The organism is Stenotrophomonas maltophilia, assembly GCF_001676385.1.
In the GTDB taxonomy this organism is placed as follows: domain Bacteria; phylum Pseudomonadota; class Gammaproteobacteria; order Xanthomonadales; family Xanthomonadaceae; genus Stenotrophomonas; species Stenotrophomonas maltophilia_J.
Genome location: NZ_LYVJ01000009.1, coordinates 71,856 through 97,474 on the forward strand (window position 1 = coordinate 71,856; position 25,619 = coordinate 97,474).

At 56.7% G+C, this 25,619-nt stretch carries 19 protein-coding genes and 1 pseudogene; 7 read left to right on the forward strand and 13 right to left on the reverse strand.

The genetic code is table 11. The features are described from left to right. Window positions 1-14: 14 nt before the first annotated feature. The 8 genes from A9K58_RS12820 to A9K58_RS12850 all read right to left on the reverse strand — a co-directional run bounded on the left by A9K58_RS12820 (window position 15) and on the right by A9K58_RS12850 (window position 9,916). The gene (locus A9K58_RS12820; protein ID WP_065179749.1) at window positions 15-968 is read right to left on the reverse strand and encodes an alpha/beta fold hydrolase; all 954 of its coding nucleotides are present in this window, start codon (window positions 966-968) and stop codon (window positions 15-17) included. Between the two features lie 92 nt (window positions 969-1,060). Beyond that, window positions 1,061-1,981 (reverse strand): MBL fold metallo-hydrolase, encoded by a 921-nt coding sequence (locus tag A9K58_RS12825; protein ID WP_065185625.1) that lies wholly within the window; start codon window positions 1,979-1,981, stop codon window positions 1,061-1,063. Window positions 1,982-2,796: 815 nt separating this feature from the next. Beyond that, window positions 2,797-3,294: an Ohr family peroxiredoxin gene (locus A9K58_RS19160; RefSeq protein WP_065179747.1), complete on the reverse strand. Its 498-nt coding sequence runs from the start codon at window positions 3,292-3,294 to the stop codon at window positions 2,797-2,799. A 583-nt stretch (window positions 3,295-3,877) separates the two neighbouring features. Further along, window positions 3,878-6,085 (reverse strand): TonB-dependent siderophore receptor, encoded by a 2,208-nt coding sequence (locus A9K58_RS12830; RefSeq protein ID WP_065199698.1) that lies wholly within the window; start codon window positions 6,083-6,085, stop codon window positions 3,878-3,880. Between the two features lie 22 nt (window positions 6,086-6,107). Then, window positions 6,108-6,410: a DUF3325 domain-containing protein gene (locus A9K58_RS12835; RefSeq protein ID WP_065199699.1), complete on the reverse strand. Its 303-nt coding sequence runs from the start codon at window positions 6,408-6,410 to the stop codon at window positions 6,108-6,110. After that, window positions 6,407-7,981, reverse strand: coding sequence for a PepSY-associated TM helix domain-containing protein (locus A9K58_RS12840; protein WP_065199700.1), 1,575 nt, complete (start codon window positions 7,979-7,981; stop codon window positions 6,407-6,409). Before A9K58_RS12840 ends, A9K58_RS12835 begins: the two co-directional genes overlap by 4 nt. Beyond that, complete coding sequence (locus A9K58_RS19530) at window positions 7,978-8,250, reverse strand: iron transporter (RefSeq protein WP_155760258.1); 273 nt, start codon at window positions 8,248-8,250, stop codon at window positions 7,978-7,980. The genes A9K58_RS12840 and A9K58_RS19530 overlap by 4 nt, the downstream gene beginning before the upstream one ends. Window positions 8,251-9,508: 1,258 nt before the next feature. Further along, window positions 9,509-9,916, reverse strand: a complete 408-nt coding sequence (locus tag A9K58_RS12850; protein ID WP_065199702.1) for a nucleotide triphosphate diphosphatase NUDT15 — start codon at window positions 9,914-9,916, stop codon at window positions 9,509-9,511. Window positions 9,917-10,428: 512 nt separating this feature from the next. Between A9K58_RS12850 and A9K58_RS12855 the strand changes: the two genes are divergently transcribed. After that, window positions 10,429-11,385 (forward strand): SDR family NAD(P)-dependent oxidoreductase, encoded by a 957-nt coding sequence (locus A9K58_RS12855; protein ID WP_196768671.1) that lies wholly within the window; start codon window positions 10,429-10,431, stop codon window positions 11,383-11,385. Between the two features lie 38 nt (window positions 11,386-11,423). After that, on the forward strand, window positions 11,424-12,140 hold the full coding sequence (locus tag A9K58_RS12860; RefSeq protein ID WP_065199704.1) for a response regulator transcription factor: 717 nt from the start codon (window positions 11,424-11,426) through the stop codon (window positions 12,138-12,140). A gap of 59 nt (window positions 12,141-12,199) precedes the next feature. On the opposite strand, the gene A9K58_RS12865 is transcribed toward A9K58_RS12860, so the two are convergent. Beyond that, a complete protein-coding gene (locus A9K58_RS12865; protein WP_081284043.1) occupies window positions 12,200-13,645 on the reverse strand; it encodes a sensor histidine kinase in 1,446 nt (481 codons plus the stop codon). A gap of 411 nt (window positions 13,646-14,056) precedes the next feature. On the opposite strand from A9K58_RS12865, the pseudogene A9K58_RS20215 reads away from it, so the two are divergent. The 4 genes and pseudogenes from A9K58_RS20215 to A9K58_RS12870 all read left to right on the forward strand — a co-directional run. After that, a pseudogene (locus A9K58_RS20215) lies at window positions 14,057-14,188 on the forward strand (hypothetical protein); the annotation flags it as partial. Between the two features lie 48 nt (window positions 14,189-14,236). Beyond that, window positions 14,237-16,018, forward strand: coding sequence for a YadA-like family protein (locus A9K58_RS19165; protein WP_196769193.1), 1,782 nt, complete (start codon window positions 14,237-14,239; stop codon window positions 16,016-16,018). A gap of 52 nt (window positions 16,019-16,070) precedes the next feature. Continuing rightward, window positions 16,071-17,939 carry a S8 family peptidase gene (locus tag A9K58_RS19170; RefSeq protein WP_081284048.1) on the forward strand — a complete coding sequence of 623 codons (1,869 nt, stop codon included), beginning with the start codon at window positions 16,071-16,073 and terminating at the stop codon, window positions 17,937-17,939. A gap of 1,210 nt (window positions 17,940-19,149) precedes the next feature. Next, on the forward strand, window positions 19,150-20,088 hold the full coding sequence (locus A9K58_RS12870) for an alpha/beta hydrolase (RefSeq protein ID WP_231109309.1): 939 nt from the start codon (window positions 19,150-19,152) through the stop codon (window positions 20,086-20,088). A gap of 776 nt (window positions 20,089-20,864) precedes the next feature. Here the strand turns inward: A9K58_RS12870 and A9K58_RS19175 are convergent. From A9K58_RS19175 to A9K58_RS12880, 3 genes are all read right to left on the reverse strand, one after another. Further along, window positions 20,865-21,395 (reverse strand): H-NS family nucleoid-associated regulatory protein, encoded by a 531-nt coding sequence (locus tag A9K58_RS19175; protein WP_081284050.1) that lies wholly within the window; start codon window positions 21,393-21,395, stop codon window positions 20,865-20,867. Window positions 21,396-22,090: 695 nt separating this feature from the next. Then, window positions 22,091-22,513 (reverse strand): nuclear transport factor 2 family protein, encoded by a 423-nt coding sequence (locus tag A9K58_RS12875; protein ID WP_065199807.1) that lies wholly within the window; start codon window positions 22,511-22,513, stop codon window positions 22,091-22,093. Window positions 22,514-22,534: 21 nt separating this feature from the next. Then, window positions 22,535-23,284, reverse strand: coding sequence for an SDR family NAD(P)-dependent oxidoreductase (locus A9K58_RS12880; protein ID WP_065179824.1), 750 nt, complete (start codon window positions 23,282-23,284; stop codon window positions 22,535-22,537). Between the two features lie 98 nt (window positions 23,285-23,382). Here A9K58_RS12880 and A9K58_RS12885 point away from each other — a divergent pair, with 98 nt between their 5' ends. Then, a complete protein-coding gene (locus A9K58_RS12885; RefSeq protein ID WP_065199707.1) occupies window positions 23,383-24,276 on the forward strand; it encodes a LysR family transcriptional regulator in 894 nt (297 codons plus the stop codon). A gap of 545 nt (window positions 24,277-24,821) precedes the next feature. Here A9K58_RS12885 and A9K58_RS12890 read toward each other — a convergent pair. Next, a complete protein-coding gene (locus A9K58_RS12890; protein WP_065199708.1) occupies window positions 24,822-25,475 on the reverse strand; it encodes a TetR/AcrR family transcriptional regulator in 654 nt (217 codons plus the stop codon). Window positions 25,476-25,619: the final 144 nt, after the last annotated feature.

The window sequence follows — 25,619 nt, forward strand, 5'->3', positions numbered from 1 at the left end:
CGGGGCCCTTGCGTTTACTTCTGCTGCAGGAAGGCCAACAGGTCCTGGTTGACCTTGTCCTTATGGGTCTCGGTCAGGCCATGCGGCGCCCCCGGATAAACGACCAGCTTGGCACCCTTGATCAGCTTAGCCGACATGCGGCCAGCGACGTCGATCGGTACAATCTGATCATCGTCGCCATGGATCACCAGCGTCGGCACGTCGAACTTCTTTAGGTCTTGGCGGAAATCGGTCGCCGAGAATGCGGCGATCGAATCGTAGGTATTCTTGTGGCCGCCCAGCATGCCCTGCGCCCACCAAGCGTCGATCATCGCCTGCGAGACCTTTGCACCGGGGCGATTGAACCCATAGAACGGCCCTGACGGAATGTCGCGGTACAGCTGCGAACGATTCTCCATCTGTGCCTTGCGGATGCCATCGAACACCTCGATCGGCACTCCACCGGGGTTATCGCCTGTCTTCAGCATGAACGGGGGCACCGAGCTGATCAGCACCGCCTTCTTCACCCGGCCGGTACCGTGGCGGCCGATGTAGCGCGCCACTTCTCCACCACCGGTGGAGAAGCCGACCAGAGTCACGTCGTGCAGATCCAGTGTATTGATCACCGTGGCCAGGTCATCGGCATAGTGGTTCATGTCGTTGCCCTCCCACGGCTGACTGGAGCGGCCGTGGCCGCGACGATCGTGGGCAATCACGCGGTAGCCATGGTTTGCCAGGAAAATCATCTGTGACTCCCAGCTATCCGAGTCCAGCGGCCAGCCGTGGCTGAAAGTGACCACCGGGCCATCCTTCGGACCCCAGTCTTTGTAGTAGAGCTGCACACCATCGGCGGTAGTGATGGTGCTGGCGGTGTGGGCAATGCTGGTGATGGCGACCGGATGTGCCGGCTCGGCCGCCTGGGTCGAAATCCCAGCTTGGGCACTAATGGCCAACGCAGTCGCGGCCAAGGTACGAGTTACGGTGTTCATGGTGGAATCTCCTATGGATTGAATGGGTTTCGGCAGGGCTATCGTGCGCCCTTGCGGAGGACGGCAAGCAACGCGAGGTACTGGAAACTTGATCAGAAGTCCCAATAGACAGGAACCCACCGGAAAGCATCCCCATCCCGAGACACGCGACCGACCGAGGGGAATGGCAGATGGGTGGCGACCAACATCTCTCCGGTACCGGCGAGCTGACTAAGCAACTCAATACGGACCTGTGCGGAGCCCTCCGGGTCGTGCTCGAAGCCGTTGTGCCAATTCGGTTGATCGAACCCCACCGTGAACACCGCATCACCGGCAAACGTCAGTGCCTGCCCTTGAGATGCCACCCGCACCACGCAATGCCCCGGGGTATGCCCCCCAGTGCGCCGAGCGACCACCCCGGGCGCAATTTCATGCTCATCTTCAAAGGTGCATACGTAACCGCTGTATTCGCTCCAGAAATGCTTGGCCGTCGCACGAAGCGCGTCAGGGAAGCCCTGTGGCATATTGGTCTGGCTGAAATCCGGCGACTTCCAGAACTCCACTTCCGCCGCAGCCACATGGATCTTCAGGTCAGGCCGCAACTGCTCCTTAACCCCTTCCACCAGCAAGCCACCGATATGGTCCATGTGCATGTGGGTGATCACCACGTCGGTGATCTCGCCCAGTTCGATACCGGCCGCACCCAGACGGCGGATCAGTTGGCCGGCGCGCGGCAACTGCAGGTCCGGGTCCATGCCCAGGCCAGCATCGATGAGGATGGTGCGGTCTCCACTGTGCACCACCATCACATTCAACGCCCAGTCGAACGCGTCCTGCGGCAGGTACATTTCTTCGAACCATTCAGCACGTTCCGATGCCGGCACGTTATGGCCGAGCATCTGCGTCGGCAATGGCAGAACGCCATCACTGATCACGAGGACCTCGACATCACCTACCTTCAGGGCATAACGCGAGGGCACCAGTTCGTCGCGCGCTGGAGCGACGGGAGCAGTAGTGTTTTCAAGGCTAAACATGAGGGAATCTCCACGATAGGGTTGGCTAGCGGACAGCAATACAAGGCTGGCGCAAGAATCCGGGCGTATTCGCACAGCGCATGGCATTCTGTTGCCGCGGCGAAAAAGCTCGACGGGACTGAGTTGCATCGTCGTTCGCTCGAAAGCGAAGATCACTGCCCGGAACACGGCAAGAACCGTGTAATTGCAGCGTAGGCATTGCGATGAAACGGCAGAAGCCCCCCCGCGGGGATGTAATGTTGCCTGTTTGGAAGCAGTCGAAGCGCTAGTTCACAAGCTACCGAGATACCAACTGGAACAACAACAACGCACCAGATGGTGCCCGATTGAGCATCGCTCTGTTTATTGTTTTTCGCCAAAGCGCAACGCCTACGCGCGATCGCCCGGTCCACCAGTCGATGATCGTGCCGTATCGCGACTTCCACTACCCGGAGATCATCGCCCTGTATTCAAGAGCAATCTAAGAAAGGTTCGAAGCGCGAGACACGGCTAGGCCTCTCCTTAGGTGCTTTCGAACCAGGAGTGCGCAGAAGTCTTCCGGGGAACCATAAGCAAGGAAATCACTGATGTGCAGGAGATGTTCATGGGAAGCCTGATCACCGCCGCATTAGCTCAGGGAGAGGCTGGACACCAATATGTAATCTGCCCTCAGCAGGAAGGAGGGCAATGATGACCTTCAGCTCACGACGCTGGACATAAGAATCACCCCCGAACTTTCGGAAAAACTTGGGCGAGCGAGGTGTTCGCTGGTCGATTCCATCATTCGACGCAGCCCCTCAGCGGCAAGCCAAAGCTAATGCAAACGCCCCCAACGTTCACTCGACGACCACCCGAACCCCATGCCCAATGCCGCGATGAAACATCTTCGCATATGGGCACACGCGCTCGGTATTACGCACCAATTCTTCAGCCTGAACAGGATCCATCCCAGGCAATGACACAACGATCTGTGCCTCCAACAAGTAGAGCCCATCGACTGGATCACGAGCAAACGTGACCGCCACATCAACACACGGGTTTAGCAGCTCCAGCCCCGCACGAGCAGCAACGAGCACCATAGCTCCGTGAAAACAGCCCGCATAACCTGCAGCTAGTAGCTGTTCCGGATTCGTCCCTCCCCCCGGACCTCCAAGATCAGGTGGCAGGCGCAAGTCCAGCGCCAACTCCCCATCATCTGATCGCACAACACCGGATGCTCGCCCGTGCTTGCTCACACCTCCGCTAACCCGTACACGCCCGGTGTACAAAGGCTGCGCCTCATCTCCATAGTACTTATCCAGAACTGCAAGCGAAGGTCGATTTATTTCGCTCATATAAGCTCCCAAAAACTGTGTGATGAACGACTGCCAGCTGAATCATCTACGGTAAGGACCCGTAGTTGCCACAGCAACAGCACCACCCCGCGCCAATCCCTTCAGGATCAACTACACGAAGCAGATCTCGCAGTTGTCACCAGTGCACGCGGTCTACGGCCATTTAGCAGACCTATAGCAACCTCGATCCATCCTGCACGCCTGCCAACATATTCGAAAAGTCTACATACGCAGCACAAAGGTACAAAGAAGAGCGCGAATTCAGTACGCCAAGGTTGGGACTCACTCCGTTCCCTAATCCACATCAATTGGTCAAATCGGCTGCATACCTTAAATGAGCACCGTAGCCAGGCGAGAATCATAGGAAGGCAACATGACTATTTGCCTATGACGAGGCGAGAAGCATCTGCTTGTCCCCGCCTGAATTGGGCTACGCAGCCGAAAAGTGCGCCTGACTGAGGTGTTCGAACATATCGGGGTACCTAAACGCTCGCATATGCCCCCCAGTAGCGCGCGCAACGGTAGCGCTCAGAGAAGCGGTGTACTTTCATTCCTTTCGGCCCGGTTACAGAATCCCGGCGGCTCAGAACTTCGCGCGCAGGTTGAACAGCACGCGGCGAGGTTCACCCCAATAGCCTGAGTTGAAGAAACCGACGTTGCGGTAGTAGACCTTGTCGAACAGGTTGGTGACGGTCACGCCCACGCTCAGGTTGTCGTTGATGCGGTAGCGGCCCATCAGGTCGAACAGCACGTAGCCGCCCTGGCTCATCTTGCCGGTGGCGGTAACCGGGGTGCCGTTGGCGTTGAAGCGCCCGGTGGGGATGGGCTGCATCTGGTAGATCTCGCTCTGCACGCTTACCCCGCCTCCTAGCGTCCACTGGCCATGGGTCCAGGTGGTGTTGAATCGGGCCAGGTGCATCGGGCTGGTGCTGGCAAAGCGGCTGCCATCGGGATTGCTGCTGTAGCTGTAGGTGTAGCCGCCGGTCATGCGCCAGTGGTCGTTGATCGAACCGGATACTTCGAACTCACCGCCCTGAGTAGTGATGCCGCGGCTGGCGATGTACGGCGAGCTGCCATCGGGCAGCTTGATCTCGCCACCGTTCGGGTCCAGCTCGGCCACGTTGTCCTGCTTCATGTAGAAGCCGTTCAATGCCGCGTACAGGCGACCGCCGAAGAAGTCGGCCTTCAGGCCGTACTCGTAGTTGCCACCGGTGGTAGGGCTCAGCAGTTGGTTGTTGATGTCGCGGCGCGCGGTGGCCTGGAACACGTCCGAATAGCTGGCAAAGGCGGTGATGCTGCTGCTGAGATCGTAGAGCACGCCCACGTAGGGGGTCAGCTCATGGGCGGTGGTACGCGCGCTGCGGCTGGTGAACACGCCGTCGGTGTTATAGTTGTCGGTGGTGGTGCGGTAATCGGAATAGCGCGCGCCGGCGATGATCTTCAGCGGGTCGATCGGGTTCAGACGCACGGCGGCGTAGTAGCCAGTCTCGGTGGTGTTCACCGTGCTGGACGGAACGCCGTAGTTGTAGGTGGTCGGCTTGCCGATGTTGCCGTCCCAGCTGAAGATGCTGGGGAAGGCGGCCACGTTGTACGGGCGCGAGGTGATGCCGGCGCGGATGGTGTCCAGGTCGCGGTCGTAGTGGTTGATGCCCACCACCAGTTCATGCGAACGGCCGAACAGCTGGAACGGGCCGGAGGCGTACAGGTCGAACGCATCCTCGCGGGTTTCGGACACCGAATAGGTATCGGCAATGCGCAGGCCCAGGCCGGTCGTCGCATCGGCCCAGTTGCCGGTGTTGGAACCGGCCAGCAGCAGCGAGTCGGTGTCGGTGGCGCGGTGGTTGTAGGCCAGGCGGCCGCTCCAGCCGGCACCGAACTGCTGTTCCAGGGTAGCGAAGTAGTTGGTGCTCTCGCGGTTCCATTCGTTCCAGCGTGCGGCAGCGCTATAGGAACGCGGCATGTGCGCGCGCGTGCCATCGCGGAAGTACAGCGGCGAGGCGCTCCAGGCGCCACCATCGGAGCCGGTCTTCAGGTAATCGATACCGGCGCGCAGACGGGTGCTGTCGGTCAGGTCGGCTTCGACCACGCCGTACAGGCTGGGCGACTTGTCGTGCTGGAAGCGCACCCAGCTTTCCTTGTCGGTGTAAGCGCCGACGAAGCGTCCACGCACGCGTCCGCCCTTGCTAAGCGGGCCGGACACATCCACTTCGGCGCGCTTGTAATCCCACGAACCGGCGCTGAGGCTAGTGCTGGCCTGGAAGGTTTCGGTCGGGCGCTTTCGCACCATGTTTACCGTAGCCGAGGGGTTGCCCGAGCCGGTGACCAGGCCGCTGGCGCCGCGCACCACTTCGATGCGCTCGTAGATGGAGGTGTCGCTGAGGATCGAGTTGCCGCCCGCGCCGGTGGTGTAGTTGGTGGGGATGCCATCGAACATGAAGTTGTTGATGGCAAAGCCGCGTGCGTTGAACAGCGTGCGGTTGCTGTCATAGGACTGGATGGTCACGCCCGGGGTCTGCTGCAGCACCTCGGAAATGGTGATGAGGTTGAAATCCTCGATGCGCTGGCGGGTGAACACAGTGAGCGACTGCGGGGTTTCGCGCAGGGTCAGCGGCAGCTTGGTGGCGGTGTTGGTGCCGTAGACCTGGTAGCCCTCGGTGCGCTGGGTAACCATTACCCGGTCCAGTTCCGTGGTGGTCGGCGCACTGTCCTGGGCGAAGGCCGGCGCGGCGGCGCAGGCGATCGACAAAGCCAGGGCATTCCGGCGCAGCGCGCCAGAGGATGTCACGTACATGGTGGGAACCTCTCTTTCTGTGTCAGGAACGGGAAGACGGGCGTGGCGCCGGCTTGGCCGGGCTGCGGAAACTGAGCCAGAGCACCATCGCCCCGGCACCGGCGGCGAGCACGCCGCACCAACCAACGAAGCCTTGTGCCACGCCCCATGCCGCGATGCTGGCCATCAGGCTGGCGGCCAGGCCGACCACGCCCAGGACCTGTAGCAGGCGCCGGCGCGGCGCGGGGGAGGGCGCATGGCCGGCGACATCGCGGTGGTGGCGTTCCATCGCCATGGCCAGGCAGGCGAAGGCGGCGGCAGCCAGCAGTAGGGCGAGCACGCTCATGCGCCGGCCGCCGCCGCAGAGGCGGTGCGCGCAGGGCGTGCCCGGCGCTGTGCCGGCACGAAGCGATGCACCTTGCGCGCGGCCCACAGCAGGCCAGCGCCGATCAGCAGCAGGCCGATATCGATGCCGGCCTTGGCGCCATCGCCGGCAGCAAGTGCGGATACCGCGCCACCGTGCCAGGCCACCAGGTTGTAGAGCGGCAGGCCCAGTGCCAGCACGCCGGCCAGCGCCAGCTGCTCGACCCAGCCGCGGCGCGGCGTGCGCAGCATTGCATGCACCACGCAGGCGGCCCAGGCGTAGAAGAACACCTTCACTTCGGCATCGCTGCGGTTGGCCACATCCAGCGGCAGCAGCCGGTTGCCCCACAGGAAGGCGAGCATGGCCACGGGCAGGCCGGTGACGAAGCCAATGTTCAGCCGCTCGACGATGCGGAAGCCCAGATGCGGGCGCTCCGGATCGGGCAGCTGTGCGCGCCGCTTCACGGTCCACAGCACCAGTCCGGTGGCCACCATCAGCGTGCCGGCCACACCGGAAAGGAAGAACAGCCAGCGCATCGTGATGGGGGCGAAGCGCGCCGCGTGCAGGCCGATCATGCCGTCGCGCGCGATGACCGCCGGCGAACGTGGCACAGTTGCCTGTAGCAGACCCCCTTCTGCATCGAACACGAGCAGGCCAGGGGAGCTGGCGATCCTATCGCCCTGATCTTGGCTCAGAACAATCCGCATCGCGGCATCGGCGGGATGGTCGATCCGCAATGACATGGCATGACCACCATCCCACCGCGATTCAGGATAGCGCAGCAATTCGGCGAGCTCCGGCGGCTTTGCAAAGATCCCACTAGGCGAGACTTTCTCTACCCTTGGAGAGATTTCGGCGAAGAGTTCGCTACGTCCCCCGGGATAGCCAGCCATCACCGCCCAAGGCATATACAACGTCATCAGGGTGATCAGACCGGTGTAGGTGATCATCAGGTGGAACGGCAGTGAGAGAACGGCCAGCGCGTTGTGACCGTCCAGCCAGGTGCGTTGACCCTTGCCGCGGCGGAAGGTGAAGAAGTCTATGAAGATCTTTTTGTGGGTGATGACTCCGCTGATGATGGCCACCAGCATCAGCATGGAGCAGGCACTGATGAACCAGCGTGCCCAAAGCACCGGAACGTAGTGCAGATCGAAATGCAGTCGGTAGAAGAAGTCGCCGCCACGTGTTTCGCGTATCTGCACAGGCGTACCGTTGGAATCCAGCGTAGCCTGGTTGGGATTGCGTTGGCCGCGGGGGCGTTCCGTTTCGCCCTTCGGCTGCCAACTGACGGTGGTGGCGCTACTGCGCGAATCGGGCAGTTGGATGCTCCAGCGCAGCGCGTCGGGTGCGGTGCGCGCCAGGAACTGCTGGGCCTGTTTCGCCGCGGTGGTGGCATCGGTAGGCAGGCCGATTTCCGGCTGCATCCAACGGGTTAGCTCTTCTCTCCAGTATGCCGCCGTACCGGCGATGAATATTAGGAATAGCACCCAGCCGACTAACAGACCCGACCAGGTGTGCAGAATCCTCTGAGAGTCGCGAAATCCCCCGATCACTTTGCGGAAATCCAAATGATGACGACGGCCATGCCTGAAATCAGGTTCAACATCAGAATTGCGCGAACCAAACTACGCGAAGCGAACGCGTAGACCGCGGTTGTAACATGGATTGGAAAAGAGGCCATCGTGGCAAAGAGCGAAGCATCGGCAGCGCCCCAAGGCAGAATACGAGCAACCGCTGCAGAACAAACTCCTGCCACTGCATAGCCACCCACCAATGCGACAAGCCCGCGCACGATCACCTCGCTATCCGATCCCGGCTTCACTTCTCGTCTCCCATAAGCGTCGCACCAAATCGCCATAGAGCGCGGGCACCAAGCCAGCGGCAAATACAAATGGCAATCATTACCGTTAAGGCAATGATAGACGGCCAAATGGCATGTATCGGCACGGAACGAGGAACTTTACTGTTTCCCTAAAGGGAACAATTCTCGCCACAACAAGGCGATCTCCTAGGGAGCAACGTCAGAAACCCCCAATGACCTCAACTCCACCATTGAACGCGACCACCCAGTCCACAGTGCAATGGCTCACAACCGCCTATTCAGCACACTCGACGGTATGTGCCCGCCACTGGGTAGCGTGTCAATGTACAAATCCAATAGAAGACGGCCTAACGTGGGCGTGCTTTGGGAGGGAGACGAGCGACGGCAGCAATCTGCTATCGCTAAGCCATAGCAGCACTCGCAATAATCCTAGAAGTAAATTCTAAGCATGAGGCTGAGCGCAATCGTAGATACTCGCCCGTACACCCGCGAAAGCCCCCCCCAAACCTGGTCACCAGTGACGCCGTCCAATAATGCTAAAGGCCTCACTCTCATGGGGGTGAAGGAAAGCCAGACACTGAGAACCTCGATCTCTATTCTTATAATCCACACCAACCATGTAAGGCTTGCGGTAAGAAGAGCAAAGGATTATATGATCAGGTGGATTACTGTCGTCGCGCTCGGACTCAGCGTGGCAAGGTCAGGACCATCGCGCTGAAGCATCTGGATCGCTAGTTCAACGTGCCATGCCCACATGCAGTGGAACGACGAGATCAAATGTATCCCTGCCCATTAGAGTTGGGCGCGCCTGAATTGGCGTTGAAACCGCAATCTTGCCAGATGGTTGACTGAGATAGACAAGGGCGGAGCACGCCAAGTGAGTGCCGCAGGCACATGACGAAGGCGCAAGCAGTAGTGAAACCAGCTCACCTGCTCCAGCACTCTACTTTCCGAAGGACCAAAGACCATCCGCAGTATTACATGAAACGGTAATTGTTGTGACAATGGATTAACAGAGGACTTGACCAGTTGCCCTCGCACGCGCAGATCAGGCTCGGACCTATCTAGCCGGAGGTACATGACACCGAACTCGACCACATCGAGATACTCCACTAGCCCAAGCATCGTAGCTAAGCGAGACTCATCTCCAACAGAAAGGAAACGGCGCCTTTGACTTTCAGGACCACAGGCACTTACAAAAGCCAATACAGCTCAAGGTGCAACTCGCTCATAGCTCACGCACATCAAATTCCTTCAATCAAGGCCGGAATCCACCGAGAACAAAACTCCGAAAAGGGGTAAACAGTGGCTCCGGGAGATCATCCCAGCTGAACCAACGCCATTCATAGCACTTATCCCGCTCCATGAGCGCGACCTCACCCTCAAAGTGACGCGCAACTAAAAATAGCGTGACATAGTGACGATCAATGTCGGAAAGAACATCATTTGTATATGGACCAGACTCGACCGACAACAATCTCAAACCGGTTTCCTCTTCAACCTCGCGCATCGCACAGGAAAGAACATCCTCACCATACTCGAGGTGGCCACCAGGTGGACCCCACTCACCAGAACCATGCGAACCGCGCCGCAGCCCCAAGAGGACGCTGTGCCCTCTACAGACAAGCACCCCCACGCCGACTTGAACACGCCTTTCTTCAAGCATCAAACTACTCCAAACAACCCAACACCGAACCTATATCGATCATTGTCAAGCAAGCCGATGCGCTCGCGATCAGTCGGTATCATACTCGCACGGGATTGCGCCATACGGGCAGCATAGGTCAACACTCTGTTTCACAGAATGCACGCCACACACCATGACGTCTGCACTATAACTAGACGCCTCTTCGACCGGGTCATGTCGCTACACCACCACCAACGGAATGGATAGCCAAACTCGGCACTGCAGTTAGATCAGCTGTACTACAGAGTCCGACGCAGCGCCTATTGCCCAATTTACACGCAGGTGATCTTTGGCAAATGAAAGGGCTTCTACAGGAAGATCTCGGGTGCATCGAAGGGCGATCTCAAATGGTGCCCACACCTTCAATACATCAGCCTGAGACCCAAGAGTAAATCTAGACCCTCCATAAAGGCGGGCCATCAACACGAGATTAGCATGTGATCACCCCACAGGAACCTTTAAATTCTGGCTACGACGCGCATAGCACATCCATGGATGTCGCTAGAGGCATCAACCTCACTGGCAAGCTAGCAATCGTGACAGGTGGCTACGCGGGCCTCGGACTCGAGACTGCTCGAACGCTGGCGTCAGCTGGCGCACGAGTGATAGTCCCCGCCCGCGACATCTCCAGAGCGAAGCAAGCCATCGCTAACGTTGGCGCATGCATTGAAGTGCAGCCGATGGATCTGACCGACCCAGATTCCATTCGACATTTCTCCAGGAAGTTGGTGCAGTCAGGCCTTGCGCTCCACATCCTCATTAACAATGCAGGAATAATGGCATCCCCTGACCTCGTGCGAGACAACAGGGGAAACGAGCTTCAGCTCTCAACAAACCACCTTGGCCACTTCCAGCTTACCCTTGAACTATGGCAAGCACTGCGGCGCGCAGAGGGTGCGCGAGTAGTGTCCGTGTCTTCCATGGGCCATCGACTGGCCGATATTGACTACGATGACATCAATTTTAAGCACCGTGAGTACGATGGCTGGCTAGCCTATGGGCAATCCAAGACGGCAAACATACTCTTCGCAACTGAGCTTGATCGAAGGGGAATTCACTTTGGAATCCGGTCCTTCTCATTACACCCCGGAGGAATTGTCACAGGCCTTGCAAAGCACATCCCAACGGAGCAATTGATCGCGTCAGGAAACATGACTTCCGATGGCACGCCCGTTATTGATCCAAGCCGAGACATGAAGTCTATCCCACAGGGTGCCGCAACACACGTATGGTGTGCGGCGCATCCCGCTCTTTGCGGAAGAGGAGGTGTATTCTGTGTAAATTCCGATATTGCAGAGGTCGAGCCCACCTCAAATGACACGACGAACGCCGCTCCCAGCCGGAAAAACTACGGCGTCGCACCATACGCTATTGACAGCAGCTCAGCACAGCGGCTGTGGGCTTTGAGCGAAGCACTTACAGAGACCCAGGCTCCGGATGGCATCTAGGACAAGAGAATTGAGAATATCCATATTCCTCACTTCCCATGATTAGACACTCCGAGTCTTACTTCCTTCCAGAAGTCCTAGTCGTGGAAGATGATGCCATATACCGCGAGCGGGTCCTTATTCCGCAGCTAGCCGACCATGGCTTCATCCCCTCTGGGGTTGGCAGCGCGCAAGACTTCCTGACCAGAATTTCCGGGGCCACGCCGCCCCCTCTAATCGTCTTGGATATAGGACTCCCAGATGGCGACGGCTTCGTACTCACAGATTTATTACGCGAACTGCAGCCTGATATCGGAATCATACTACTCACGGGCCATGTAAACCTGGAGGATCAGATTCGCATTTTGCGCCGAAGCGCGGACGCATATCTGACCAAGCCAGTAGAAGTCTCTCTACTGGCTGCAACACTTCATAGCGTCCTAAGACGAGTCCAACATCTGCAGCCATTTGCCCCTCCCTCGGGACGGACATGGCGAGTTAGTGACGACGGCTGGCTACTGTCATGCCCTGCGGGAAACAGAATTGCCCTCACAAGAACGGAGCGGCTTCTATTGCACTGTCTTGCACGCTCCCCAGGGCGCGTTGTAACTCGAGAACAGCTTATCGGATCACTGACGGACAACATCCATGATTATGATCCTCATCGCCTGGAATCCCTTCTGCACCGCCTCAGGCGGAAAGTTCGCAGCGCATCGGGACGCGCACTCCCCCTTAGGTCCGTGCAAGGCGAAGGCTATATACTAGATTTCTTATAGCCCCCCCCCTAGCTCCATCAAACCATTAATATAAATACCAAAGCCGCTGAAAGTCCAAACTAATAAATATTCAAATCCCCCTTGCGCGCCCGCGGAAATGAAATTTCGATCGAAGTTCCATGCCCATGCTCAGTGCGCACCTTAAGCTCCCCACCCGCAGAAATAGTAAGTGAATGCACCGCGGTCAAACCCAGACCTGTCCCTGATCCCGCAGGCTTAGTCGTGAAGAATGGCTCCAGCGCTTGGGTAGCCACATCATCACTCATACCGAGACCGGTATCCGTCATTATAATACAAACAGCACCAACACCCTCATCAACTGTCACCTCCAAAGTAAATACCCCCCCATCAGGCATGGCGTCCCGCGCGTTTGAAGCGACATTTAACAATGACAACTCAAACTGTGATCTATCAAGATAGACACAGCAGTCCTGATCCACTGAAACAAACTCGTAAATAACCGCTCCACCTAGCACCTGCTTTAATAGAGGCCGCAACCAGTCAATTGCCTCGCGAACATCAAATATCTCAGGATTCATATTTTCCTTCCGACTAAACCTCAGAAGTCGGCCTGCCAGCTCCACACCAGTCCGCGATGCCCGCTCAATATGCATTAAGGCGCTGTACATTTCTTTAGAAGATTCAGTCAGACTATTACCCGGATCGTCGATGAGATGACGAACCTCTGCCAACCCGATGACAGCAGCCAGTACATTATTGAAATCATGAGCAGCCTTGCTCACCACTTTTCCAGCAAGCTCAAGCTTCTGAGCGTGCAGCAGTTCCGCTTGCGCCCGCTCCCGCGCCTGCATCTCTATCTGCAACCTGCGCCGCCCCTCCTCTGACTCCACCAGACTCTCACGAAGCGCAGTAACACAACGGTCAATTACTAGCACAATAACGGAATAGGCAAACACAGTCGAAGGAATAAAGTGGAGAGAATCCTTCACTGCGCCGCCGTCAACGTGCGGACTACGCACATCGACGATGAATCCTGCTCCGAAGATAAGCATGATAGCGATGAATGAGCGCCACAGCGCAGTTCGGCCGAGCGCCAGCCCACTAAGTATGAGAGCAAGCATCTGAGATGTTTGATCAACCATGTGCGCTTGAAAACCTAGCGACAGGTAGCCGACTAACAGCCCTCCGAGCAACGCAGTCAGATACAGTACTATCGCACCGCGGAAGCGCCCCCTTCTGACCATAACGAAGGCACCAAGCGCAAGAACTGCAATCACCATATCCGCAACCATTACTCTCGTCCAGGCATCGGATACGGGCAAGCGTGCCCAATGCCAAGCCCAGTTCACGGGGAGGGAGAATGCACTGAATAGCAATAGGCCCTGAATTACTGGGGCGTTACGGCTGTCGAGCGCGTCCTTGATAGGCGCCCCACGCAACCATGTCATTAGACGATTCTTCATGGAAGGAAGAGCAAGAAGGCTCAGCAAGCAGAGATGAACATCGACGCGCCGCCGTCGGTGAGAATGTGGTGAGTTTTTCATGAGTTACACGTGCGTGACATGGTGTTGTACGGAACATACCGTTTCCATCTTCGCGCCATCGACCTTTGCCTTCCATGCGCGATGTATGTATGTCCGTTGTAGAAATGCCCGACGGTGTTGAAGACAGATTCTCCTCCTCAGTCTGATTTTCAGCTAGCCACAACCCAGCCTCCAGAGACCAAATTCGCGCACATGAAAGAACTCCGCAAACGCTATCCACCCCATAGCCGACATGGCATGACCAAGTACCCGCGGTTAGCATTAGCTGCAGCCCTTGCGTCGCTTCCATTGATCGCTCACAGCGCCCCCCCACCTGTGCCGCCAACCCAGTCACGCTACCCGACCGATTCCACGCAGGGATCTCAGAGCGGAAAGACCAACAGGAAGGCATCGTCACAGTCACCGCAAGTCATGGCGATTGATTCCGATCACTTCCAATCAATTGGCACTGATGATGGCTCTGACTCCGCCCACGCAGAAGGACTCAATGCCCTAGCTGTCGGAGCGTCTGCACTAACCCTTGGAGAGAACGGAACGGCCCTGGGAGCTGGAGCTACGGTTCTGGCAGATGAAGGAACCGCAGTTGGAGCAATGAGCATCGCGGTTGGAGCAGGGGCAACATCCATGGGATATGCCGCTACCGCCGTGGGTACCTTCAGTACCGCCATTGGTTATGGGGCTAACACTAACGGATATGCAGCCGTCGCACTTGGTCAGAATGTCAGTGCAAACGGAGACGGATCCCAAGCAATCGGCGCGGATGCAACCATTAATGGCGTCACCTATACGACCAGAGCAGATGGTGCACTATCAACTGCAATAGGATCCGGAGCTGCGTCCAGCGGGATTTTCGCAACAGCACTTGGCCCGGCCGCCAACGCATCGGGCGACAGCAGCCTAGCCATTGGAGCCCTGAGTGAAGCAACACAGTTTGTCTCCGTCGCTGTAGGCCCTAAGGCCAAAGCACATGGACTCTATTCGACGGCCTTAGGCCCAGGAACTTGGGCACGAGGAATCAGCTCAGTCGCTGTGGGCGAACTAGCCCGCGCCGAGCAGGAATTCACAACCGCACTGGGCAACGGTAGCTACGCAGACCTCGCGCAATCTACCGCAGTAGGCAATTTCGCGCACGCCTACGGGTTCCAGTCCATCGCCCTTGGAAGTGCGGCGAGGGCCCAGAGCGATAGATCCATCGCGGTTGGCTATCAGGCTTTCACGTGGGGGGAAGGAACAATTTCTATGGGCAACGGCGCCCAGACTGGAGGAGACCGCCCTAACGAGAATCCCCCCCCTCCCCCCGAGGAATGCGACGACCCAGAAGGCTGCGCATCGCCCTGGAGATACGATGGACCCGAACTCCCTCGATTTGCGGTAGCAATTGGCGAGAGCGCACAGTCCTTCGGGAATGGCAGCATTGCACTCGGGCACCATGCAATCACACTCGCCGACAGCAGTGTCGCTTTGGGTGCAGGATCACTTGCGGACAGAGCAAATACAATCGCGGTTGGCGCAGACCGAGCGTGGATGCGTTCAGATGGGACTTACGTAGAGCCCTTCTACCGTCAGATAACAGGATTAGCAGATGGCGAGCTAGAGCACGACGCCGCCAACATTCAACAACTCCAGCAGCTTGCCAACGCACTAGGCGGTGGCTCGACCATCCTGATGGGGCAACTTCAACTTCCTTCATATAGCGTGCAAGGCTTTGAATACTCGAACGTTGGGGAAGCGTTCGCCGCGGTGGATGGCCGTCTCTCGCAGCTACAAGGGGAGCTGGACAATCTACCCAAACCACCAGGCTCTTCCCCTCCTTCCGGGGAAGAGCCTGGAACTCCCCCTCCCCAGTACAGTGGAGTTGCCTATGACGGTGAGGACAAAAGCACGATATCTCTTGGGGGCGAACACGGCACGCAGATTCGCAACGTTGCAGCTGGAACAAATGGAGATCACGCCGTGAACAAGTCTCAGATGGACGCAGCTGACGGCGCAACACTCCGTAGTGCCAACCATTACACGGACGAGGTAAGCGCACGCACACTTCGCTCCGCGAATAGCTATACAGATCGTCAAATTCAATTGCTTGACGATCGCTTCAACGATCTGACCAAGGACGTCCAGAATCGCCTGTCCATGCAGGACAAGCGAATGAACCGACTGGGAGCGATGAGCTCCGCGATGATGAGTATGTCAATCAATGCCGCAGGTGGTCGCACTGAAAATGGCCGAGTCGCAATCGGCGCAGGATTTCAGAGTGGAGAGAGCGCCGTCTCAGTTGGCTATGCCAAGTCCTTCGGACGCGCATCATTCAGCCTGGGAGGCAGCTTCAGTGGAGATGATAAATCCGCCGGAATCGGCCTGGGTATAGACCTGTAAGTCGTTAACTACAAGTCTCACCCCATCCTCAACACACCAATTCAGAATCAACATGAAAGCAAACATAATCCTACTCTATGCTGCAGGAATTGTAATTAGCGGCCACGCCGAGACGTTGTCGGCGACTGATATAGCCGACCAACAACCCTCATATCAGCATTTCGAGCGCCACCACACTCGACGGCTCTCTACGAATAATCGACAAGACAGATTCATTGTAAAGTATCGAGATAGCGCATCTACCACACAAAAAGGCGACGACATCCAATTGCGACTAGAAAAAGCCGCAGTTGACTCCGGAATCTCATGGGGCAATAGCTCCAACAAACTAACCGATTCGCGGAAAATCATCAGGATTCGGCAAAGCGCAACTGGCGCAGAGCTCATCAGAACCAGAATTCCTTTGGATACGACTCAATCTCTCCAACTATTGACTGCACTTCGAAGCGACCCCAATGTACAGTATGCACAAGTAGATACGATTAAGTTTTCCATCGATTTTACTCCGAACGACCCTGCGTATAGCGCTCGACAGTGGCATTATTACCACCAAGCCACAGGTATTGGAGCCCCTGAGGCATGGCGTCAGAGCACGGGTTCGGGTGTGGTGGTTGCCGTTCTTGATACGGGATTCCGTCCGCATCGAGACTTAGCCTCCAACATTATCCCGGGATACGATCTCATTAGCTGGCATGGGCAGAATGAAGACGGAGTTTCCTATCCCGATATAGCTGGTGACGGGGATGGGCGCGATGCTGATGCAAGTGATCCTGGTGACTGGCTGGATGGGCGCGAGGGCTTCTGCTCTGGATACATCAGCGACAGCTCATGGCACGGCACCCACGTGGCAGGAACAGTCGCAGCAGTAACAAATAATGGCCTGGACGTTGCGGGCATCGCATTCGATTCAAAAGTACAACCCATTCGCGTTCTGGGCCACTGCGGCGGGCTAACCTCCGACATCGCCGACGGAATTGTATGGGCCGCTGGCGGAAGCGTGCCGGGGTTGCCTCTGAACCAAACCCCTGCGGAAGTTATCAACATGAGTCTAGGAGGATATGGACGCTGCGATGATGACCCCGCGACCCAGGAAGCAATCAATGAAGCCCTACTCCGGGGGGTGACCGTCGTCGTGGCCGCAGGGAACGACAACAGCAACGCTGCAAACTACACTCCCGCTAGCTGCAGAGGCGTCATCACTGTCGGTGCGACCGGAGTAGATGGCGCACGGTCGTATTTCTCAAACTACGGAACGAGCGTCACCGTAGCAGCTCCCGGAGGCAACGCCTCAAGTGCGCTTGACCCACCAGAAAAATTCATTTGGTCGCTTGGGAATCGCGGAAAACGCGGACCAGAAGAAGACGCCGTAGTGGGACAGATCGGTACATCAATGGCAGCGCCCCATGTCGCCGGCATTGTCGCACTAATTCAAAGTGCATCCGTCGCCGGTGGTCACGCCCCACTAGCCCCCACCCAAGTAAGCGCATTATTGCGAGGGACGGTGAAACCATTCTTAGTCAACCCGGGCACCACGACCAGCATAGGCGTAGGGATAGCCGATGCTGCCAGAGCCGTAAGAAAAGCCTACGAGGGCGTAACGCCTGAAGACCTCGCTACCAGGCTGAACAATGGCCAGCCGATTCTCGATCAGAGGGTGAGGCCTGGGGACTCCCTGTACTTTCAGATTTCAGTTCCCGCGGGCTCAAAGACCTTGAATATACGTACATATGGAGGGACCGGCGATGTATCACTCCGCCTTAGCCGAGATAGTCTTCCGAGCGACAACAACGTTATCGCTACATCGAATAAGGCAGCGACGATTGAGACGCTACTCCTGACACGCCCCGCTGAAGGGGTCTATTTCCTCGCTGTAGACGCAGTTCGTGAGTCAACTGGATTCTCTGTTCTAGCGACAAACTGACAGACGATGCCCCCCATGGACCAAGCAGACGTACCCTCCACTTTCCCACGCTCTGCTTGGTCCCGTTTTACAAATGTCAAAGCACACTCACTGAAATGGATGGCTCGCCGCGCCGAGCCTCCGACATGGGCGAGATTTGGCCATGGCCGAACTTACGAAACATTAGGCCAACCGGCTGAACAATAAATGCGGTCAATAGATTCGGGTAGCCAAGGATAGCCCCAGTGGTGGCTCAGACGCGACTAGACGCGAAAGATGCGCGACTATGGCCCCATAGCGGGAGTTCATCGCGCTACACCACTCCCAGAATAATGGCATAGCGGAGCGAATGATCCGCGCACTGAACAACCAGATGCAGCGCATGCCTCGACACCAACCCCATAACCTGAGCCGAAACCAGCGAGGCATCATTATAGCAGACTTTAATCTCCGCCCGTCTGGAGCCAAGTCCCCACCCGGCTGCAAATCGGATTAATTTATGTTTCAAAAATTGGGGAAGAAACTGACATTATACACCAACCTCAGCGAGCACGAGATACATCCCGCAATGCGATTACCGTAGTTTTGCAAGCAGTATCCTTTCCCGCAAGCGAACCCTCTCCCTTGCTGCCGCGAGGACTTCGGCGCATTCCAATCCGGATAGACCAGATATTACTGAGACCTCCTTCATCTCGACACCCCAAAGGTCGTGAAGAACAAAAACTAGACGACCCGCGGGATGAAGGTCAGACATGAGCTTTAGAAATTCCATCCAGATAGCATTCTGCCTGGCATCAACTAGCGCATCGCCCGAATTGGCATAAATATCGTCCATGACATCTTTTTATCGAAAAAATTAGCTTACGATTGTTTCATTTCAAGAAACATAAGGTGCAGCGTTAATCGCCAATGCCGCAGATAGATTCCTAGTATCCTTAGCCCCCCCCCCTTGATCGCCCGTCTGATACGATACCGGGCATCGATAAGCTCAAGAACTTCATATCCCTGCCATTTGGCCGAGCTCATTGACTATGCGCTCAACTCAGCCGGCGAACCGTACTCACTCATTGCTATTCGGACGAGAGGCTAGATACCCATGAAGGATCCAAAATCCGGTCAGCCAGTCGACGTAATGCGTCGACGAGTAGCCCACGGAGCTCTGGGTGCCGTACTAGCACCGGCATTGCTCGCGTCTCCAAGTAGTTCGAGTAGCAACTCAGTCCCGAGTGACGTGGCTAGGGAGGACTGGCATGGAGAACTGAAACACATCGATGCAGGTGAACTGCGAATTTGCTATGCAGATATGGGCAAGCAGGATGCGCACACCATCCTTCTTTTGCATGGTTGGCCATACGATATTCAAACCTATTCCTCTGCAGCAATTCTTCTGGTGGAGGCTGGCTATAGGGTCCTAGTCCCGTATCTCAGAGGGTTCGGGCAAACGTTAATCAGGTCGACGACTGCACCTAGAAATGGACAACAATCCATTTTTGCAATGGATGCACTAAATCTACTGGATGCGCTAAATGTGAAGGAATTCACCGTCGCAGGATGCGACTGGGGCGCCCGCACAGCAAACATTATGGCCGCTCTCTGGCCAACGCGATGCAACGCATTGGTGTCGGTTAGCGGCTACCTTATCGGCAGCCAGGCAACAGGGCAGCGCCCTCTTGCTCCCGAGGAGGAGCTTAAGTGGTGGTATCAGTTCTACTTTTCCACTGAGCGAGGCCGACGAGGATACGAATCCAATCGTACTGAATTCGCAAGACTCATCTGGAAGCTTGCTTCACCGAGCTGGAATTTTGACGAATCCACATTCAGGCGAACCGCACTGTCATTTGAAAACCCAGATCACGTCGATATCGTAATTAATAATTACCGCTGGCGCCTCGGCCTTGCGGAAGGGAATCCTGCACTTTCGCAACAAGAATTACTACTCGCCCAGAATCCTACAATATCTATTCCGACTATTACACTGGAGGGCGACGCGAATGGCGCGCCACATCCTGATAGCGACAAATATAGGGCGATGTTCACCGGCGATTATGAACACCGGGTGGTATATGGCGGAGTCGGGCACAACCTCCCGCAAGAAGCGCCCGAAGCCTTTGCAGCCGCCGTGATAGATGCAGCGAGGCGTGGCTTGCAGTTTCGAGCCAACAGTTCATAGGCCCCAAGAGCCCCCCCTCCGCAAGTTAAACTAAGAATAAGTTAAACGGGAAAGCCCATCTTAGTCTGTATTGCCCCCCAAACTGATCTTCCACACAAAATCAGATAGGACAGTTCAATTCCTTGGTCGATTATGCCCTTAAAGCTTGTGTATCGGAGCGGCATACCTCTGCTCTCCGGAATCCTACTAGCGTCCGGCCAACCCCACACGACTGATCCTAGTGAAGAACTGCTAGTTCCTGAAAACAGATTCAACGCTCGCACATGGCTTCAACCTCTATGACGTCCACTCCCGATAGCTCCTATCGCTGGCCGATCCGGTGCAATCAGCACTTCACATCTGAGGAGATCGACGCAGTACGTCGACGTATTCGAGTAGGAGTTAAGGGGCGACAGTGGGAGATAGCTCTGTATGACACACGCATTCGCTTCTGGTCTGAAACTCTCGGCGTGAGTGTGTATGAAGCAACATTATTTCTTAGTATCGATGGGAGCGGGTTCGCAGCTACAGTTGACGTACTCGATCAACCAAGAAAGTATGCTCGAGCTGATGTTGAACGTATAGAACTTGAGCGATTCGAGGGCGTACTATTTCTCATGCGATTGGAAATTCAAAGCCGTCGCCGATTAAATTTCTGACGTTCCAATGTGGATTATATTGGCATCGCCGGGCACTGAGTTAATCTACCCCACCTAGAGTTCGGACTCCAAAGTATCGCTCAGGTGAAAACTCAACTGCTACTTCAAGACCCTTGGCAACAACTTCTCAATCAACCCTTATCCCCCCTTGCGACCAGAACTCCGAGCGACCTTTCTGGCACGCTTCTTAGCGGGGGTCTTCACTGCGCTAGTCTTGGTGCGTACCTTGCGCGCCTTCTTGGGCACGGCCGTCCCAGTCTTCAGGACTGGATTGGCCTTATTTGCTGACGGATACTTCTCCCCCTGGTTCGCAGCACGCCACGCTTTACCTTCAGCGGAGTTAGCCCAAGCACCGAATACCTTCGGCTGCAGCCCCCTGCCTGTCCATGTTTCACCCGTAGGCAGCCGATATTTAGGGGCCACCCTGCCTAGGGAGCGCCCCTTCACTGGCGATCCTGCAGACTTCGCAGCACCAACTACACTAGCCCCTACAGAGGCGACAATGATCTTATTGAGCTGACGACACTGAGCCGCAGTCAGAACCTTGGCGTACTTCTTGAGCACAGCCAGAGCCTGGGGCACTTCTCCGTCGCGCCTCTCCACTAGCTCCTTCTGCGCCTCCAGCTGTTTTATCTCAGCATTAAGCGATTTTAGAGTGGTCAAGGACACCGGCGAACTCCAGCGGAAGGGACGCCAAGTGTAGGCCTACCGTCGCGATAAAGCCAATAGCGGCGTCAACTGGAGACAATCCATACCGCTGGAAGCTGACTCCCACCGTAGGACATGGAGGCTGAAAGAGGGCGGAGTGTCACTAAAGGTCGGCAGCTATAGGTCGGATATCCAACTACAATTCCACTGACTGAAACTACCGCGGCCATTGATCCTCGACCTGACATACCCCCGCTCCTTCATAAACAGTTGACACAGAACTACTTCAGTATTCAGAGCATCAGGTGCCGGAAGATCCGCGGCGCCCCTAAAGCAGATCCGACAGAAACGCGAAAGGCCGAGGCCCGTCCCTAGCGCCCCATCGGCATCACTTCTACGTAATGCTTCTAACGCTACCGAGTCCACGACTATCAATTTGAACGCCAATGGCGGCACGGCTGGCAACAGACGGCGCTCCAGCCGGAGAACACATGCATCGCACACTCTGGGCTCTCGAAGTGGCATCGCTCCAGGCGCCATTCCTTCGATGTCCCGGTTGGCCGCTCCTTCATTGAAGCATAGCTTGGCTCACCTCATCGAAAGTTAAGTGCATACCCGACATACACCAGGAGCGGTGCTGGTTTGTCACCGCCCCCGTAGCCAAGTGCTGAAGAGCTGAAGTGGCATTCGATGGCTCAAATTTGCTGATTGACGGCTTACGCGAACTGACGCGGAGGCAAGAAGCCAATGGCTTTCTCGAGATCCGGCCAAGGTGAAACGGTCTCGCCGCATACTTGCCAACGTCCAGAAGTTCGGCGCAGGCGTAGCTCGTACAGCGCAGGGTCAGCAGATACGCCCATGCGTCGATACAGCACCGCGACAGCGGTGTCTCCATCCTGCTCCACATGCAAGACTCGCTTCTCCGTGGACAGCGGGGGCTCACCCGCAGCTCCTCGTTCACGGAACTCTTGGAACATCTCCTCACGCGATAGCCGCGCAATTCCTCCTTCGGCCGTGAGGACCAAGAAGGCCAAGTCGTCGGTGTACAAGGCCTCCATCTCATCCATACGATAATGGCTACCGGTTTCAGCCAGTACGTCGATGAAGTTCAGAAGTTCAGAGTTAGAAGGGGTACTCAAGGTGGCGATCTCCGGCAAGTGTTAGGTCAAGTACATACCGCCATCAACGCGCAACTCGGCGCCATTGACGAAGCTGCTCTCTGCCGACGCGAGGAAGAGTGCGGCATTTGCCAGTTCTTCTGCCGCCCCCATACGCCCTGCCGGAATCCGATCGCTCATTGCCCGCAGAAAGGCTGGGCGATCAGTATCCGGCACGCCAAGCTTCTCAACGATAGCGGTGTCGACGGGGCCAGGGCTGAGCACGTTAACGCGAATGCAACGGCTCTTCAGCTCGAGCGCCCAGCTACGCGCGAATGCCTCGATCGCCGCCTTTGCACCCGCATACACCGCGTGCCCAGGCAGTGCTCTAGCCGATGCCAAGGAACTGGTGACGATAATGCTCGATCCCGCTCGCATCGTTGGCACCATGGCCTGGACGCCGAAGAAGACCCCACGCGTGTTGATGGCGAACTGCGAATCAAATTCCTCAGGGGATACACCTGACGAATCGTTGATTGTCAAAACTCCTGCATTGGCCACATATATATCCAAGCCACCGAACAGATTCTGTACATAGGTAGCCACCTTAGAATGATGTTCGAGATCGGCAACATCTCCGCGCAGCCCGATCACACCATGACCGATGCGTTCTATCGCCTCATCCAGTGCAGACTGCCTACGCCCAGTGATGACAACCTGCGCACCTTCGCGAGCGAAGAGGCTGGCAGTCGCTAGGCCAATACCGCTGTTGCCGCCTGTGATTAATGCGACCTTATTCTCCAAGCGATTCATTGCTGTACCTTACACCGTAGGGAAACGCAGACTTTAGCCTTGACCGGTCCTGGCCGGAAGACAAGTAGTCGAACTTCAGTTGTGCCAAGGAGTCACAAATGAATCTACTAAACAACACCACCACCCTGCTAGCATTCGTACGGTCAATTGAAACGGGGTCTTTCAGTGCAGCTGCCCGTGCGCTCGGCCTTACACCTTCATCAGTTTCCAAGTCGATCACTAGGCTTGAAGCCGAGCTGCGCGCAAAGCTCTTCCACCGATCAACACGCCACCTTCAACCAACAGAGGAAGGACTTGCGCTATTTGAGCGCGTAGCGCCGTTGTTGCGCGGATTGGAAGATGCGGCGGACGCCATTCGCACGGACGGCGATGCAAGAGGTCTACTGCGCGTCAGCATGCCCGGCGAGATTGGCCGTTTGTTGCAAAATTCTTTGACCACACGCTTCCTTGACGCTCACCCCGGACTTCGCTTGGACCTGTCGCTGTCCGATCGGCATGTTGACGTAATTCGTGAGGGCTACGATGTCGCCTTCCGCATTGGCTACCCAGCAGACAGCGATCTGACGGCTCACCCTATCGCAACGTTGGCGATGGCCTTGGTAGCTTCGCCCGCCCTCCTGTCCCGCTGTGGCATGCCGGTTACTCCCGAAGACCTACGCAACCTGCCGATGCTGCGCTACCTGTTCGAGAGTCGCTCGGCCGCCATCACCTTCGCCGACGGCACGAGCATGCAGCCCAATGGACGGGTAGGCCTGGACACAGGCGCGGCGCTGCGTGCCGCAGCGCTAGCCGGCGTAGGCGTGGCACATCTCACTCGATGCTCTGTCCAACACGACCTGGACTGCGGTGCGCTGGTACAAGTGTTGCCGTCACGGCGCCTCCAGGATCTACCTTTGCAGACCATCCATGCTTTTGGCCGCCTGATGCCAGCGCGCGTTCGCCTGCTTACTGACTTCGTCACAGCGGAGATGCGCCAGCTCCTGAGTGTCTAGCGAGGCATCTAAGCGCGGTCTAGCCACGCCCTCCCCGCCCTGAAAAGGGGTAGGCTAAAAGTCATTCATAAGTACATATCCATCATCCTCCTGCAGGCTTGATGGCATTTTCGTTCTTCGCCTTGTCGATGGCGCGGCGCATCGCGCCACACAACCTTCATGGCAGCAGGTCCCTGTTCGCGCATAGGAGACCCAGAAGGGCATCACCGCTACCAGAGATGCAGGCGCGCTGATCTGGGCCTCTTCGTAGTTTGCAGAAGCGCGCAACACATGCTTCCGTCCGTCGCAATGGAGCCGGATCGGAACATCATCCGGTGGCTGGTGGGGAGCGCAAGCGAAACACATGACCAGCATCTACTGGTGCAACATAATGCTCTCCAGCAAGCGCTACTGACACTCGATGGCGGCATAAGCTGCTCGCTTGAGCTACGATGCCCAATCGCGCAGCTACCGCGCCATCAGCTTGCCTGTATGGTTCGCGGCGGCGGCGCAGTATAGAGAGCGAGAGGCATTGAGGGCTACCAATCGCCGAGCTTCAACGAAGCCTAAGAGCGCCTATTGAGCGAGTCCTCACCGCGGCCATAGGCACGCATGAACGTGACTACGGCAGAATTGGCCCACTGATCGATCTGTACCGAGGAAGGTGCTGCATCAGGATGAGTCAGGCACTGTAGCTGGGGCTCTCCGCGAACCAAGCTAATGAAGAGGCTTGCGGCTATATCACGGCCAATTTCCCCAAGATCGACCTCACCGGAAGCTGCCGCGCTGGCCAACTGCTCGCTCACCATCATCGTCATGACCTGTGGACCGGCGAGATAGAACGCTCGCGCGAGTTTGGGGAATCGCGGGCCTTCGGCGATCACAACTCGGAAGACAGCCAATCCGCCAGGGGAGAGTACGATATCCAGATAGGCGCGAGCCAACATGGTTAACGTCTCTCGCAGCTTACCGGGACGAAACTTGATGCCATGCACGGTGTTCGTGAAAGACGCACATTCGGCTTCAATCACCGCAGTAAAGAGTGCTTCCTTGTTCGCGTAGTGCGCATAGACAGTGGACTTAGAAACTCCAGCCTCCTGCTGGATCATGTCAGTTGTTGCTGCACTGAACCCATGAGTCAGGAAGACGTTGCGCGCAGCAAGCAAGACGGTAAGGGCCTTTGCATTCAACTCACCGCCACTCGGCGACGGGTCGGTCATGACTTGATCTGTGCGTCGCATCGCATTAGGGGGAAGGTTTTGACACTTTGCGTCCATGTTGGATACAGCACCAAACCGATCGGTTCGATTCAATATTGCCACGTGTCTCATAGGCATTCTCGATCTCGATCATGCATCCGCCCA